The organism is Streptomyces azureus (genome assembly GCF_001270025.1).
Taxonomy (GTDB): Bacteria; Actinomycetota; Actinomycetes; order Streptomycetales; family Streptomycetaceae; genus Streptomyces; species Streptomyces azureus.
Genome location: NZ_DF968359.1, coordinates 20,783 through 36,201 on the forward strand (window position 1 = coordinate 20,783; position 15,419 = coordinate 36,201).

The 15,419-nt window shown below is 71.9% G+C and carries 12 protein-coding genes and 1 pseudogene; 8 read left to right on the plus strand and 5 right to left on the minus strand.

Annotated features, from left to right (window positions below; genetic code table 11):
* Nucleotides 1-59: 59 nt before the first annotated feature.
* Both AOQ53_RS28295 and AOQ53_RS28300 read left to right on the plus strand, forming a co-directional pair.
* Entirely contained in the window at nucleotides 60-452 is a 393-nt protein-coding gene (locus AOQ53_RS28295; protein ID WP_059421526.1) for a YidH family protein, read from the plus strand.
* The gene (locus tag AOQ53_RS28300) at nucleotides 449-784 is read left to right on the plus strand and encodes a DUF202 domain-containing protein (RefSeq protein WP_059421529.1); all 336 of its coding nucleotides are present in this window, start codon (nucleotides 449-451) and stop codon (nucleotides 782-784) included. The genes AOQ53_RS28295 and AOQ53_RS28300 overlap by 4 nt, the downstream gene beginning before the upstream one ends.
* A 737-nt stretch (nucleotides 785-1,521) precedes the next feature.
* Here the strand turns inward: AOQ53_RS28300 and AOQ53_RS28305 are convergent.
* Complete coding sequence (locus tag AOQ53_RS28305) at nucleotides 1,522-2,466, minus strand: NADP-dependent oxidoreductase (RefSeq protein WP_059421531.1); 945 nt, start codon at nucleotides 2,464-2,466, stop codon at nucleotides 1,522-1,524.
* Between the two features lie 199 nt (nucleotides 2,467-2,665).
* Between AOQ53_RS28305 and AOQ53_RS28310 the strand changes: the two genes are divergently transcribed.
* The gene (locus tag AOQ53_RS28310; RefSeq protein ID WP_059421533.1) at nucleotides 2,666-3,688 is read left to right on the plus strand and encodes a phosphotransferase family protein; all 1,023 of its coding nucleotides are present in this window, start codon (nucleotides 2,666-2,668) and stop codon (nucleotides 3,686-3,688) included.
* Nucleotides 3,689-3,693: 5 nt separating this feature from the next.
* Complete coding sequence (locus AOQ53_RS28315; protein WP_059421534.1) at nucleotides 3,694-4,908, plus strand: acyl-CoA dehydrogenase family protein; 1,215 nt, start codon at nucleotides 3,694-3,696, stop codon at nucleotides 4,906-4,908.
* Between the two features lie 205 nt (nucleotides 4,909-5,113).
* On the opposite strand, the gene AOQ53_RS28320 is transcribed toward AOQ53_RS28315, so the two are convergent.
* The 3 genes from AOQ53_RS28320 to AOQ53_RS28330 are packed head-to-tail and all read right to left on the minus strand — an operon-like array spanning nucleotide 5,114 to nucleotide 8,170.
* Nucleotides 5,114-5,707, minus strand: a complete 594-nt coding sequence (locus tag AOQ53_RS28320) for a TetR/AcrR family transcriptional regulator (protein ID WP_059421553.1) — start codon at nucleotides 5,705-5,707, stop codon at nucleotides 5,114-5,116.
* 28 nt (nucleotides 5,708-5,735) lie between these two features.
* A complete protein-coding gene (locus AOQ53_RS28325) occupies nucleotides 5,736-7,400 on the minus strand; it encodes a class I adenylate-forming enzyme family protein (RefSeq protein WP_059421536.1) in 1,665 nt (554 codons plus the stop codon).
* Complete coding sequence (locus tag AOQ53_RS28330; RefSeq protein ID WP_059421538.1) at nucleotides 7,397-8,170, minus strand: SDR family oxidoreductase; 774 nt, start codon at nucleotides 8,168-8,170, stop codon at nucleotides 7,397-7,399. Before AOQ53_RS28330 ends, AOQ53_RS28325 begins: the two co-directional genes overlap by 4 nt.
* Nucleotides 8,171-8,333: 163 nt before the next feature.
* On the opposite strand from AOQ53_RS28330, the gene AOQ53_RS28335 reads away from it, so the two are divergent.
* Together AOQ53_RS28335 and AOQ53_RS28340 are read left to right on the plus strand one after the other, a co-directional pair.
* Nucleotides 8,334-9,569, plus strand: a complete 1,236-nt coding sequence (locus AOQ53_RS28335) for an exo-beta-N-acetylmuramidase NamZ family protein (protein WP_059421539.1) — start codon at nucleotides 8,334-8,336, stop codon at nucleotides 9,567-9,569.
* A 124-nt stretch (nucleotides 9,570-9,693) separates the two neighbouring features.
* Nucleotides 9,694-11,010, plus strand: a complete 1,317-nt coding sequence (locus AOQ53_RS28340; protein ID WP_059421541.1) for a hypothetical protein — start codon at nucleotides 9,694-9,696, stop codon at nucleotides 11,008-11,010.
* A gap of 19 nt (nucleotides 11,011-11,029) precedes the next feature.
* Here the strand turns inward: AOQ53_RS28340 and AOQ53_RS28345 are convergent.
* Nucleotides 11,030-13,827: pseudogene (locus AOQ53_RS28345) on the minus strand (penicillin acylase family protein).
* Nucleotides 13,828-14,092: 265 nt separating this feature from the next.
* Here AOQ53_RS28345 and AOQ53_RS28350 point away from each other — a divergent pair.
* Together AOQ53_RS28350 and AOQ53_RS28355 are read left to right on the plus strand one after the other, a co-directional pair.
* Nucleotides 14,093-14,695 carry a hypothetical protein gene (locus AOQ53_RS28350; protein WP_059421543.1) on the plus strand — a complete coding sequence of 201 codons (603 nt, stop codon included), beginning with the start codon at nucleotides 14,093-14,095 and terminating at the stop codon, nucleotides 14,693-14,695.
* A gap of 93 nt (nucleotides 14,696-14,788) precedes the next feature.
* A partial coding sequence (locus AOQ53_RS28355) for a 3-keto-5-aminohexanoate cleavage protein (protein ID WP_059421555.1) occupies nucleotides 14,789-15,419 on the plus strand: 631 nt, incomplete at its 3' end.

Below are 15,419 nucleotides of genomic sequence, written 5' to 3' on the forward strand. Positions count from 1 at the left end.
AACCGTGGCGGGCGGCACCGCCAGCCCCCGGCGACCGCGTCCCCGGTAGGGTCGCGCACGTGATCGAGTTCGTACGGAACGTCCGGTTGTGGTTCGCTCCCGCGCAGGTGCGGAAGGACGGCGAGACGCCCGACTACCGGTTCTCGCTGGCGAACGAACGCACCTTCCTGGCCTGGCTGCGCACCGCGCTCGCCCTGATCGGCGGCGGCTTCGCCGTCGACCAGTTCCTGCCGGACCTGCGCTGGGGCTGGCGCGTGGGGCTGGCGCTCGCGCTGCTGGCCGCGGGCGTGCTGTGCTCGCTGCGGGCGGTCAACCACTGGGTGCGCTGCGAGCGGGCCATGCGCCGGGGCGAGGACCTGCCGGTGTCCCGGTTCCCGGCGGTGCTGAGCCTCGTCGTCGCGATCGTCGCCCTCGCCATGGTCGTCGTGGTGCTCGTGGGGTGGGAGGGGTGAACGCGCCGGCGGCCCGGCGGCAGGACCCCGACCGCGACCCCGGGCTGCAACCCGAGCGGACCCGGCTCGCGTGGCGGCGTACGACGCTGTCGGGCACGGTCGCCGCCGTGCTCGCCGTGAAGACCGCGCTCCACGGCGGGGCGTCGGCGCCCGGGCTCGTCGCGTGCGCGCTGTGCTGCGTCCTGTGGCTGGGCTTCCTGAGCATCGCTCACCGCCGTATCCGCGCCCTCTCGGCCACCGCCACCCCTGCCGCGTTCGCGCCCCGGCACGCCACGGCCGCGGTGCTGTGCACGATGGCGTTGGCGGTGTGCGGGGCGGCGCTCGTGCTCTAGGGACGGGACGCCGCGGAGGGTCGGCCGCCGGGGCGTCCCGCACCCGGACGCCGGACGCCGCACGCCGGGGCACCGCACGGCAGGGCATCGGACGCCCTGGTACCGCACGCCGGACGCCAGGGGGGACGCCGCGGAGGCCGCCCGCCGGGGCAGGGCACGACGGGACGCCGCCGGCCAGGGCACCGCCCGCCGGGACGCCGGACGCCAGTAGGCAGGACGCGGCAGGCGCCGGTCGCCGGAGCACCGCCCGCCGCACGCCAGGACGCCGGACGCCAGGGCAGGACGCGTGGCGCCGGTCGCCGGGCACCGGGCACCGGGACGCCAGCCAGGACGCCGGACGCGAGGACATCGCACGCCGGGGCAGTGGACGCCAGGGCACCGCACACAGGGGCACCGAGACGCCGGACGCCAGTAGGCAGGACGCCGCAGGCGCCGGTCGCCGGAGCACCGCCCGCCGCACGCCAGGACGCCGGACGCCGCGCGTCAGGGCACCGCACGTCGGCCACCTGCGGGCGGAACGCCGCGGGCACCGGCCGCCGGGACACCGCACGACGAGACACCGCACGACGGGACGCCCGGAACGCCGGACCCAAGCCAGGCCGCGGACACCGCACGCCGGCCACCTGCGGGCGGAACGCCGCGGGCACCGGTCGCCGGGACACCGCACGCCCGGACAGGACACCGGACGCCAGGGGACAGGACGCCGCAGGGGCCGGTCGCCAGGGTGCAGCCGGTGGCTACGTCTCCTCCTGCTCCCAGTCCACCGTCACGACGATCTTGCCGCGGGTCCGGCCCTCCTCGTTGAGCCGGTACGCGTCCGCCGCTCGTTCCAGCGGGAACGCCTCGGAGACGTGCATGCGCACCACGCCCTGTTCCGCCAGGCCGGACAGACGCTGGAGGTCCTCGGCGTCGGGGCGGACGAAGTAGTAGCGGCCGCCGTAGGTCACGACGCCGACGTCGGCGATCGACACCAGGCGGCCCTCGGGGGCCAGCAGGTTGGCCGAGACCTTCAGCGCGTCCCCGCCGACCGTGTCGAGCACCGCGTCCACCCCCTCGGGCGCCAGCCCGCGCACGCGCTCGCCCAGGCCCTCGCCGTACGTCACCGGCTCCCCGCCGAGGCCGCGCACGAAGTCGTGGTTGGGCTCACTCGCCGTGCCGATCACCCGGGCGCCGAGGTGGGCGGCGAGCTGCACGGCGATCGAGCCGACACCGCCGGCCGCGGCGTGCACCAGGACCGTCTCGCCCCGCTTCACCTGGAGCACCTTGACCAGCACCTGGTAGGCGGTGAGCCCGACCAGCGGCAGTCCGGCCGCCTCCTCGAAGGAGAGGTTGCGCGGCTTGCGCGCGAGGGTGCGCAGGGGCGCGGCCACGTACTCGGCGAAGGTGCCGCGGGAGAGGAAGTCCTCGCGTACGTACCCGATGACCTCGTCCCCGACGTCGAACTCCGACACGGCCACGCCGGGGCGTACGACGACGCCCGAGACGTCCCAGCCGGGCACCACGGGGAAGGCGGCTTCGAAGAGCCCCTCGAGATGGCCCTCGCGGGCCTTCCAGTCGACGGGGTTCACGGACGCCGCCCGCACCTTCACCAGCACCGAGTCCGGGCCGACCTTGGGATCGCGGACCTCGCCGAACGCCAGCACCTCGGGTCCGCCGTACCGTGAGTAGCTGATGGCCTTCATGGCTCCGACCCTCCGGGCTCGCCGCGAGGCACGCAAGCCGGGATGGCCTGAACGAACCGGCCGGAACCTCCCCGGCGCCCCGCGGCGGGGGTCGTCGGCCTATCGTGGCTCCGATCACGTTTCGGCCCCGCTCTGGACGACATACCGACCGGTCGGCATCATGAGTCGAGAACTGTTCACCTGCCCGTAGGAGCGACGCATGAGCCTCGACCACCCGCCCGGACTCGACCTGGACCGGCTGCGCGGCCTGCTCGACCGCGAGCGGCCCGGCCTGGTGAGCGGCGCCCTGTCCGGCCGGCTGATCGAGGGCGGACGGTCGAACCTCACGTACGCCGTCTCCGACGGCACCTCCCGGTGGGTCGTACGGCGGCCCCCGCTCGGTCATGTCCTCGCCACCGCGCACGACATGAAGCGCGAGCACCGCGTGATCAGCGCGCTGCACCCCACCGCCGTGCCGGTTCCGCGGCCGGTGCTGCTGTGCGAGGACGAGGAGGTGCTCGGCGCGCCGTTCTACGTCATGGAGTTCGTCGAGGGCACGCCGTACCGTACGGCCGACCAGCTCGCCCCGCTCGGTCCGGAGCGGACCCGGGGCGCGGTGCTGAACCTGGTGGACGCCCTGGTGGAGCTGCACGCGGTGGACCCGGGCGAGGTGGGGCTCGCGGACTTCGGCCGGCCCGAGGGCTTCCTGGACCGGCAGCTGCGACGCTGGGGCAAGCAGCTGGACGCCTCACGCAACCGCGAGCTGGCCGGGATCGACGAGCTGCACGCGACGCTCGGACGGCGGCTGCCCTCCTCCCCCGCCCCGGCCGTGGTGCACGGCGACTACCGGCTGGACAACGTCCTGATCGGCGAGGACGACCGCATCAAGGCGATTCTCGACTGGGAGATGTCCACCCTGGGCGACCCGCTCACCGACCTGGGCCTGCTGGCGATGTACAGCCTGCCCCTCGACGCTCCTGACTCCCCCGTCTCCACGACGGCCGAGGCGCCTGGGCACCCGGACCCGGCCGAACTGATCGAGCGGTACGCCGCCCGCTCGGGGCGCGACGTCTCCGCGGTCTCCTGGTACACGGCGTTCGCCTGGTTCAAGCTCGCCGTGATCCTGGAGGGCATCCACTACCGCTACACCCTGGGCCAGACGGTCGGGCGCGGCTTCGACCGCATCGGCGACCTGGTCCCCGTCTTCATCGAGCACGGTCTCACCACTCTTCAGGAAGGCTGACGGACATGGACTTCGCGTTCGACGCGCGCACCGAGGAGCTGCGCGGCAAGCTGCTGGCCTTCATGGACGAGTACGTCTATCCGGCCGAGGCCGTCGCGCACGAGCAGCGGGCCCTGCTCGCCTCGCCGTGGCAGACCCCGGCGGTGGTCGAGGAGCTGAAGGCCGAGGCGCGCAGGCAGGGCCTGTGGAACCTCTTCCTGCCGGACTCCGAGTACGGCGCGGGGCTCACCAACCTCCAGTACGCGCCGCTCGCCGAGATCATGGGGCGCTCCCCGCAGCTCGCCCCGACGGTGACGAACTGCGCGGCACCCGACACGGGCAACATGGAGGTCCTCACCCAGTTCGGCGACAAGCAGCAGCGCAAGCAGTGGCTGGAGCCGCTGCTGGCCGGTGAGATCCGCTCGGCGTTCGCGATGACCGAGCCCGACGTGGCCTCCTCGGACGCCACGAACATCACGACGCACATCGAGCGGGACGGTGACGAGTACGTCGTCACCGGCCGCAAGTGGTACATCTCCGGGGCGATGCACCCGGACTGCAAGATCTTCATCGTGATGGGCAAGACGGACCCGGAGGGTTCGGACATCCGCCGTCAGCAGTCGATGATCCTGGTCCCCCGTGACACGCCGGGCGTGACGATCAAGCGCGCGATGCAGGTCTTCGGCTACGAGGACCACTACCACGGCGGCCACGCCGAGGTGATCTTCGACCACGCGCGCGTGCCGGCGTCGAACCTCATCGGTGAGGAGGGCGGCGGCTTCGCCATCGCACAGGCGCGGTTGGGTCCCGGCCGGATCCACCACTGCATGCGGCTGATCGGGATGGCGGAGCGGGCGATCGAGCTGATGTGCCGGCGGGCCGTGTCCCGTACCGCCTTCGGGAAGACGCTGGCCCAGCAGGGTGTGGTGCACAACTGGATCGCGGATGCGCGGGTGACCGTGGAGCAGTTGCGGCTGCTGGTGCTGAAGACGGCGTGGCTGATGGACACGGTCGGGAACAGGGGGGCGCACACCGAGATCCAGTCGATCAAGATCGCCACGCCTCGCGCGGTGGTGGACATCCTCGACCGGGCGATCCAGTTGCACGGTGCGGGGGGTGTGAGCCAGGACTTCCCGCTGGCGGAGCTGTACGCGGGGGCGCGGACGCTGATGATCGCCGACGGGCCGGACGAGGTGCATCAGCGGTCGCTGGCGCGGCGGGAGCTGAAGCGGTACGTGTGACGCGGCGGGGCGGCGGGAGGGCTCCTCGCCCCCGCCGCCCCTACCCTTCCCCAAGCTCTCGGCTTCGCTCGAGCAGGGGCCCCGCATCATCCCCAGGGGCTCCGCCCGTTCGACCCCGCCAGGGGGCTCCGCCCCCTGGACCCCCATCGGCCTGACGGCCTCGTCCTCAAACGCCGGACGGGCTGGGTTGGACCAGCCCGAGCAGCTACGGGCGCAGGGCGCGCAGCAGCAGGTCCGCCAGGTGGTCGGCTACCTGTCGGGGGCTCATGGGGCCCTCGGGCCGGTACCACGTCGACAGGTGGTGGACGGACCCGAAGTGGTAGTCGACCACCAGGTCCGCCGGGGTCGCCTCGGAGAAGACGCCCGACTGCTGGCCCTCCTCGATCAGCGCGCGGAAGCGTTCGTGGTAGCGCCGCCGCTCCGCGCGCACCTGCTTGTCCTTCTCCGGGCTCAGATGGTGCATCGACCGCCAGAAGATCATCGCGTCGTCGAGATTGTCGATGGTCGTCACCACGACGTCCGCGGCCGCGGCCCGCAGCCGCTTCTCCACCGGCTCGTCGGAGTCCGCGACGGCGTCGAGTCTCTCCTGCTGGATGCGCAGCACGCGCGCGTACACCTCGTGCAGGAGGTCGTCCTTGGAGCCGAAGTAGTGGTACAGAGCACCTTTGGTGACCCCTGCCGCCTCGACGATCTCCTGCACCGAGGTGCGGTCGTAGCCCTGCTCGGCGAAGAGCCGGGTGGCGGCGGCCAGGAGCCGCTGAGGTACGGGGATGCCGTCCGAGTCCGTCGTCCTGGGCACTGCCGCCACCTGCCTTTCCGTACTGCTGTCAGTTGCCTTGCGTCCGGGAACGAAGCTCCCGACGGAGGATCTTCCCACTGGCCGTCTTCGGCAAGTCCGGCAGGATCTCCACCTGGCGCGGATATTTGTAAGCGGCCAGTCTCTCCTTGCAGTAGGCGGCGAGTGCATCCGGGGCCGTGTCGGCGTCCGGACGCAGGCTGATGTACGCCTTGACGGTCTCCCCGCGATACCCGTCGGGCACGCCGACGACAGCGGCCTCGCGCACCGCCGGGTGCGTGTAGAGCACGTCCTCGACCTCGCGCGGCCACACCTTGAAGCCGGACGCGTTGATCATGTCCTTCTTGCGGTCGACGACGTACAGCCAGCCCTGCTCGTCCATGAAGCCGATGTCGCCGGTGCGCAGTTCGGCGCCGGGGAAGGTCTCGGCGGTGGCGTCGGGGCGCCGCCAGTAGCCGGGCACGACCTGCGGGCCGCGGACGACGATCTCGCCCTGCTCGCCGAAGGGGACCTCTTCGCCGTTGTCGTCGACGATCCGTACGACCGTGTCGGGGCCGGGCAGGCCGACCGCGAGGGTCCCGGAGACCGGGTCGACGGGCGCCTCCAGGCCGGGCGGCACAAAGGCGCAGGGCGCGGTGCACTCGGTCAGGCCGTAGCCGTTGCGGATGTACGGCCCGAAGCCCGCCCGGAACTTCTCCACCAGCGCGGGCGGCAGCGGGGCGCCGCCGGAGGAGATCACCCGGAAGGAGGAGAAGTGGTCGCGGGTGACGGACGGGTGGGCGGCCAGCGCCATGAAGGCCGTGGACGGGCCGACGGTGTAGTGCGGGCGGTGCTCGGCGAACGCGTCGAGCACCACGCCCGCCTCGAAGCGGTAGGCCAGCACGAGCGTGCCCGCGCTGTTCAGGCAGGCGCCGAACTGGCAGACCATTCCGGTGATGTGGAACAGCGGCGCCAGCGCGAAGTACACGGGCCGCTCGGGCAGCCCCAGGCCGGTCCGCTGCCGCTCGGCGTTGTACATGATGTTGCCGTGCGTGTTGGTGGCGCCCTTGGGCGTGCCGCTGGTGCCCGAGGTGTAGCTGATCAGCGCGATGCCGGAGGGAGCGGGGTCCCGGTCCTCGGGCGCCTTGTGCCCGGACCGCGCCACAGTCACCAGGTCATCGGCATCCGGGGCCTGCGGCAGCCGCTCGAAGGTCAGCACGCGCGCGTCGCCCCGCGTCTGGAAGTCCAGCTCGCAGCCGGTGAGCACGATCCGCACGGGCGAGTCCGCCGCGGTCTCGCGCAGATACGACTCCCACGCCCGGTCCGAGCAGATCAGCGCGGCGACCTCGCCGTCCCGCAGGACGTGGGCCACCTCGCCCGACTTGTACATCGGGTTGACGGGTACGACGACCGCGCCCGCCTTCCAGGCGCCCAGCACGGCGAGCACGAAGTGCGGGGAGTTCTGGAGCAGCACCGCGACCCGGTCGCCGCGCTCCAGGCCGCGCGCCGCGAGATGCCCGGCGACGGAGTCGCTGAGCTCGTCGACGTCCCGGTAGGTCAGGCGGCCGTCGAAGTAGGCCAGGAAGTCGCTGTCGGGCGTCTCGGCCACCGCCCGGCGCAGGGCGTGCACGAGGGAGCCGGCGGGGGTTATCGCGCCCTTCTGGGCGTCGCTCAGCAGATCCAGCCAGGGTTTGGCCGCGTAACGGGACTCGGTCACCGGTTCTCCTCCCACTGCTGCTGGATGCGGTTCATGCCGGTCAGCCAGCGGTCGGGGTCACCGGCCCGGGCCTGGTGGTACGCGGCGACCTCGGGGTGCGGCAGGATCAGGAAGCGGTCCTCCTCGATGCCCTTGACCAGGGCGTCCGCCACGGCCTCGGGCTCGATCGCGGTCGGCTGGAGCACCAGGTCGCCCGCGCTGCCGGTGGCGGCCAGCATGTCGGTGCGGACGCCCTGCGGGCAGATGGCGTGGACCCTCACACCCCGGTGCCGGTAGGTCAGCGAGAGCCACTCGGCGAAGGCGAGGGCGCCGTGCTTGGTGATGGCGTAGGGCGCGGCGCCGATCATGGTGAGCAGCCCGGCGGCGGAGACGGTGGAGACGAACCGGCCGCTGCCCCGCTCCAGCCAGGCGGGCAGCAGCTCATGAGCGGCCCGGACATGCGCCATGACGTTCACGTCCCAGGAGGTCGCCCATGCCTTCTCGTCCAAGGGCGCGTCCGCGTGACCGCCCTCGAACGCGACACCGGCGTTGGCGCAGTAGACGTCGACGGTTCCGTCGAGCGCGTCCCGGGCCTCGCCGACGATCGCCGAGGCATCACCGGGCACGGCGATGCCTCCGACCTCGTCCGCGACGTGCTTGGCCCGCTCGGCGTCGAGATCGTTGACCACGACCCGTGCGCCCTCTGCGGCGAAGCGGCGGGCCAACGCGGCACCGATTCCGCCACCGGCCCCCGTGACAACCACTCCGGACCCCTGAAAGGCTCCCACCATCGCTCTCCTTAGACGCGGCTCAGCAACAGCGCCAGACTAACCGGTCGGTATGTACCACGGAAGGGGTGACGGCAACGCCACAGGCGGCCCGCAGCCTCCCCACAGCCCGCGGGAGCGCATACCGTGCCCATGCCGACCGTCCCCCGCTCAAGGAGGTCACCGCATGCGCCCTTCAAGACGAGCCTTACTCACGGCGGCCACGGCAGCAGCCGTCTCGGCCACGCCCACCGCAACCGCCGCCCAGCGCCACAGACAACTCCGCACCGGCTTCGAACGACTCGCGCACGACGGCTACGCCCTGCTCGACGGCCAGAAGGCCGGCATCGTCACCAACCCCACCGGCATGACCCGCGACGTCCGCCACATCGTCGACGTCATGCACGAGGACGACCGCGTCGGCCTCACCGCCGTCTTCGGCCCCGAGCACGGCTTCCGCGGCACCGCCCAGGCCGGCGGCTCCGAGGGCCGCTACGACGACCCGGCGACCGGCCTGCCCGTCTACGACACGTACCTCAAGAGCGGCCGGCCGCTCGCCGACATCTTCACCGCGTCCGGCGTGGACACGGTCGTCTTCGACATCCAGGACGTCGGCGCCCGCTTCTACACCTACATCTGGACGCTGTACGACTGCATGGAGGCCGCCCAGCTCGCCGGCAAGCGGTTCGTGGTCCTGGACCGGCCCAACCCGGTGACCGGGCGGGCGGCCCTCGGGCCCGTCCTGCACAAGGAGTTCGCCACGTTCGTCGGGCGGCAGCCCGTCTCCCAGGCCCACGGGATGACCGTCGCGGAGCTGGCACGGCTGTTCAACGAGGAGTTCCTGACCGAGCCCGTATCGCTGGAGACCGTGCCGATGTCGGGCTGGAAGCGCTCGGACTTCTACGACGCCTCCGGGCTGCCCTGGGTGCCGCCGAGCCCGAACATGCCGACGCCGGAGACGGCCCTGGTGTACTCGGGGACGTGTCTGTTCGAGGGCACGAACCTGTCGGAGGGGCGCGGCACGACCCGGCCGTTCGAACTGCTCGGCGCGGAGGGCATCGACCGGCGCTGGGCCGCCGCCGCGAACGAACTCGCCCTGCCCGGCGTGCGCTTCAGGGAGGCGTACTTCGCGCCCACCTTCTCGAAGTTCCAGGGCAGGACGATCGGCGGTGTGCAGCTCCATGTGCGCGACAGGGACGTCTTCGATCCCGTACGGACGGGGATCGCCCTGCTCGTGACCGCCAGGAAGGTGTGGAGCGGGTTCGCCTGGCGCTCCGACAACTGGATCGACAAACTCACCGGCTCCACGCGCGTGCGCACGATGATCGACGCGGGCGCGGACACCGACGAGGTCGTGGCGGGCTGGCAGGAGGAGCTGGCGGCGTTCCGGAGGACGCGGCGGAAGTACCTCCTCTACCGCTGAGCCCGGCATCTACCGCTGAACCCGGCATCGCCCGCCCCATGCGCCCGTGACGTATGGCCAAGCTCCCCCGTTGGCAGGACGATGCGCCACATCGCGTGCGTCACCGGGGAACAGGGGGCCTGTCATGGCGGATCGGTCGATGAGTGTGACTCCCTACTGGGAGCTGACCTTCGACGCGGACGGGGACCCGGCGGGCCGCCAGCGCGACCGGCTGCTCGCCGGGGTGACCGAACGGCAGGTGCGCGACCTGGTCGTCTTCGCGCACGGCTGGAACAACGACCGCTCGGGTGCGACCCGGCTCTACGACCGGTTCCTGGCGCCCGTTCCGCGGCTGGCCCCGGCGGCCCGGGTCGGGTACGTCGGTGTGCTGTGGCCGGCGATGCGGTTCTCCGACGAACCGATCCCGGACTTCCCGCGGGCCGTGGCGGCCGAGGCCCCCAGGCGCCCGGTGCTCGACAAGGACACGCGGCACGCGTTGCTGGAGTCCTTCCCGGGCCGGGCGATCCTGGTCGACCAGATCGCCCGGCTGCTGGAGCAGCAGCCGCCGGAGGAGGCCGAGCTTGAGGAGTTCGGGCGGCTGGTGCGGCTACTGGTGGAGGTCGTGGCGCCCGGGCCGCAGGCGCTGTTCGCGGCGGACACGGTGGCGGAGGGCGTGCCGCAGAGCGAGCCGGAGATGTTCGCCGGCCCCTCGGTGGCGGCCTGCGAGGAGTTCTCGCGGGCGCTCGCGAGGCTCGAAGCGTCCGGCGCGCGGCAGGGGTTCAGCATCCCCAACCCCTGGGAGGGGGCGCACGAGCTGCTGCGGCAGGCGACGTACTACGCGATGAAGCGGCGTGCGGGAACGGTCGGTGAGCGCGGTCTCGGCCGGGTCCTCGGGCAGCTCGCGCAGGCGGCGCCGGGCGTGCGCGTGCACCTCGTCGGGCACAGCTTCGGCGCGCGGCTGGTGTCGTTCGCGCTGCGCGGCCTGGCCGAGGGCGTGCGCACGGTGAAGTCGGTGACGCTGCTCCAAGGGGCGTTCTCCCACTACGCGTTCGCGGCCCGGCTGCCGCACGACGCGCGCGCCGGTGGGGTGCTCCAGGGGCAGCAGAACCGCGTCGACGGTCCCCTGGTGTGCTGCCACTCCCGGCACGACTCGGCCCTGGGCACGATGTATCCGCTGGCCTCGCGCATGGCGGGCGACAGCCGGTCGGTCGCGGGCCTCGACATGGGCCGGGCCCTGGGCGCCAAATGGGGGGCGATGGGCTACGGCGGGGTGCGGGCGGTGCCGGGCACGCGCGCGTGCACGCTCCCCGAGGCCCTGCGGGCGAAGCTGCCCGCATCGGGGTGCGTGAACGTCGACGCGGCGGCGGTGGTCAGACGCGGTGGCCCGCCCGCCGGCGCGCACAGCGACATCCTGCACGAGGAGCTGGCCCGGCTGGTCCTGGCGGCGGGCCGCATCCGCTGACCCGCCGCCGGCCCTTGCGTCACCGGTGCGAGGTGAACTCCACGACCTGCTGGTAGGTCGGCCGGTTCTGCCAGCTGATCTTGCCGTGCTTGATGCCGCCGAGGGTGCGGTGGTTGATGGAGTCGGCGCACCACTGGTCGCCCGCCGAGCACACGTCGTCGCCCGGGTAGACCTGGGCCGCGGTCTTGCCGGCTGCCTCCTTCAGGGTGCTGACGAGGGTGTCCCGGCAGGCGCCGAGGTCTCCGCCGCCGCAGTACTCGCGGGCCAGCGGCCCCCGCACCTGCTCGCCGAGCACGGCTCGGATGTCCTTGTGCACGTAGTCCACCAGCCGTACTGGAAGGAGCTTCCGGCGTGCGACCCGGTCGGGCCGTGGGAGGCGGACGGGGACTCGTCGACGGGGAGGTTGGCGGTCATCGCCGCGAACAGCTCGCTGCCGAGGCCCGGTTCGAACTGGGCCTTGACCAGCAGCGGCCACCAGGCGTCCAGGATGCGGATCGCGTCGGCGTCGGCGTACTTCTTGGAACCGGCCGAGGTCTCCGTGCGCTTGCCGCCCGCGGCGACCCACGCCTGGAGCTTGCCGACCGCGGCCGCGGCGGTGGGGTCGGTGACCGGCGAACTGCCCACGACCTTCAGCAGCTTGGGCAGGACGTCCTCCGCCCGCAGATCGGCGACCCCGGCATCCGCCATCGCCTTCACCAGCGAGGCCCGGGTCACCCCGCCCTGCTGGACCAGCTTCTTCACCCGGTCCTCGAGGAGGTTGCCGCGGTGCACGGAGCCGTTGCCCCAGGGCGCTGTCGTGTAGTCCTTGGCCTGCTTGTTGTTCCAGGAGATGTAGTAGTCCTGGTCGATGGAGTGGGGGTGGGCGGAGGGCGGGGTGTAGTCGGCCGTGTTGGTCGCCGGGTCCCAGCCCCGCCATTCGTACGCCGGCCGGGCCCACACCGGGAACTCGGCGTCGACGCCGTTCGCGCGCACCGGGTTGTCGCCGCTGTTGTAGTACGCGGTGTGCTCGGAGTCGACGTAGAACCAGTTGAAGGTGTAGTTGATGTGCTGCACCGCCTTCTGGAACGACTCCGGGCCCTTCACGTAGTCCGGGTCGTTCAGCATCTGGAAGCCGATGATGGAGTCGGCCTCGTGCAGGAAGGACGAGCGCAGGGTGGTGTAGGCGACCTTCTTGCCGCCGACCGTCGCGCGGTACTCGACGGGTCCGTACTTCGTGCGCCAGACGCGCATCGTGTACGAGCCGGCCGCGGTGCCGTCGGCGACCGTCGGCTTCCAGGCGTTCTTCCGCTCGACCTTCTCCATCGGCGTGCAGGTGCCGCGGTACAGGTAGTGGTAGTCGTCCTTGCACAGCTCGACGGCGTACGTGTCGATGATGTCCTGGCCGGAGGTCGTGGCGCTCCACGAGTAGTCCTGGCCGCGGCCGAGTTCGACGTACATGCTCAGACCCGCGAAGGAGGCGCCGCGGGCGCTGATGCCCGGCCCCTGGAGCTCCTGGAGCAGCAGCAGCTGGGGCGCGAAGTAGCCGGTCTGCGGGCCGAACACGGCGACCGGGTGGCCGCTGGCGGTGTGCTCGCCGCTGACCACCAGGGCGTTGGACATGCCGCGCTTGGCGGACGACAGGGCCGTCTTGGCCGCCTCCCTGGAGGCGCTGGTGGCGCTTGAGCCGGCCGCGCTGCCCGTACGGTCGTAGACCAGCGGTTCCTGGGTCACCGAGCCGGCGTCGGGCAGGGCCCGGCCCTGCGGGTCGGCCGGTTTGGTCGCGTACGGGAAGCTGCCGTCGTGCTGGGTGAGGACGGCCTCCGGGTCGTTGCGCTCACGGAAGGACTCCCACACCTTGGTGCCCTCGGCGACGCCGTACTTCTCCTGGGCGGCCAGGAGCGAGAGGGCGTTGTTGACCTCACCGCCTCCGCCGGAGCCGAACAGCGCGCCGATGACGGAGGCCAGCGCGACCATGTCGGTGATCTTGAAGTGCTCGATCTTCCCGGCGTTGGTGACCGAGTCCTTGTGCCCGGTGAGGACGTACTCGCCGGGGAAGTACCGGCCGCTGTCGGAGGCGTCGATGTAGGCGTTGATGCCGTCGAGGTAGGCCTTGGCGTCGGCGAGGGCCAGCTTGCCGCGCTCGCCGTTGGTGGCGACGGCGTTGTCGATCTGCGACTGGAGCTCGGCCTCGGAGTACGGGGCGTGCCGCCAGAACTGCTGTTCCAGGCCCTGGTTGGAGGGCGCGCCGCCCGCGAAGGAGGTCAGCTGACCGCGCCCGACGTGCCGGAAGACGTCCATCAGCCACAACCGGTCCTGGGCGGCCGCATAGCCGGCGCCGAACTCCGTGCCGTATCTGGTGGTACCGGTGATGTGCGGCACACCGGTCTTCTTGTCCCGGACGATCGTCACGTCACCGCGCCCGGCGGGTTTGACGGTGGAGGCGACCTGGTCCGCCGGGACCCCGAAGGACGCGTCGTTGAAGAAGTCGTTGATCTTGTCGTTGGTGAGACCCGTGTACCCCTTGGCGAGGTTGGCATACGGTCCGAGCTGGTCCGCGGCGTGCTCGGGCTGGGTGCCGAAGGCCTGGTTCAGGAGGATCTGCGCGAGGGTGGCGTTGCCGTTCTGGCCGGGCGGGAGGATGTCCGAACACTGGTTGCCGCAGTAGTCGTTCGCCGCCGCGGCGGCCTGCGCGGACTCCGTCTCCGAGGCGGCTGCCTGGGACAGTGGCGACAAAAGACCGGCGATCAGCGCGCATACCGATGCGGTCTTCAGGAACCCGGGGATTCCGCTGGGAGTTCTCATTCTGTCGAGAACGGTGCGTGAGTTACGCCGTGGCATGTGGGGGGCTCCTCCCGACGGGGGTGGGCGGGATGTTACCGCCGGTATCCCCGGGATTGAAGGTGAGCACGCGTCACTTTTTGGAGTCAGCACAACAGGCACACGGGCCACGGCAGTCGACTCAGGGCCTCGTCGGAAGGCTTATGGAGGCCATTTGAAATCAGATGGAGCCGATTCGCTTGTCGATACGTCTATTCGGCGACGTCCTTACGACGACGCCGAAGTGACCGGATTTCAGGTGCAGGTGTGACGGAGGTGCAGGACGATGGCCGGTTTCCGGAGTCTGGCGAGACAGGTCCGCGATCCGCGGTGCGATCTCGCACTGCGGCGCTATTCGCTGCGCAAGTGCCTTGAGAGGTTCGCCCCTTACGGGCACCGGGCGACCTGGGACCATTTGTGCTCCCGGGCAGGGTTCGGTCCCGAGGACCGGTCCCCCGATCCAGCGCGGCTCGTGGCCGCACTGGACGAACTGGAGGAGGCGCGGGCGGTCTGGCTGGCCTACGAGGTGGAGTTCGCCGAGCGCCGCAAGAAGGAGAAGCACGACGGACTGCGCAGGCCGGGCAGTGTGGACGACTGGCACCGGCTGACCTGGGGCGGTTTCGGCGTGGCGTGGTGCGACGATCCGGCGGTCCATCCCCGTGAACCGCTGGCCGAGGTGCTGCGCCGGCTGATCGCCGCGCTGGAGCGCGAGCCGGGCTCGGCGTGCCCGGTGTGCGGCGGGGAGCAACTCGCCTGGAAGTACGACCTGGACCACGAGCCTTCGGCGGGTCCGGTCTGCACGGACTGCGGAATTCTGGTGCCGCGTCCGGTGCTCACGCCCGAGGCCCTGGCGGACGCCAGGCGGGCGAGAATGCTGGTGTCGGCTTGACGAATGCGGGTGCGCGGGGGGTGCGCCGGGGATGCCGCACCCCCACTGTCGTCACCGGGGCCGGCTGTCAGTGGTGACTGGCACCATCGCGACATGGTGCAAGTGTGTCTGAACGGTCCGCGGACCGCCGCCGACGGTACGGCGGTGCCGCTGACGCCCGAGTCCATGGCCGACTCCGCCGCGGAGGCCGTCGCGGCCGGGGCCACGGACATCCATGTCCATCCCAAGATGCCGTGCGGGCGGGACACGTTGTCGCCGCGGGTGCTCGCGGAGACGTTGTCGGCGATTCGGGCGCGGGTGTCGGTGCCGGTGGGTGTGACCACGGGGGCGTGGGCCGAGCCGGACACCGCCGCCAGGCTGGAGCGGATACGGAGCTGGACCGTCCTGCCCGACCACGCCTCGGTCAACTGGCATGAGCCCGGTGCGGAGGAGGTTGCCGCGCTGCTCCTGGATCTCGGGGTGGGCGTGGAGGCCGGCATCTGGTCCGGGACGGATGGTGTGGAGCGGTTCGCTGCCTCGCCGTTGGGGCCGAAGGCGCTGCGGGTGCTGGCCGAGGTGACGGATACCGACCCTTCGAGTGCGGTGGCTTCTGCGCGGGGGTTGTTGTCCGGACTTGGTGCCGCGCATGGGCGTCCTGTCCTGCTGCACGGGGAGGACGGGGGTGCGTGGCCGGTGCTGCGGCTCGCGGGGCGGTTGGGGTTGGCCACGCGGGTCGGGGTGGAGG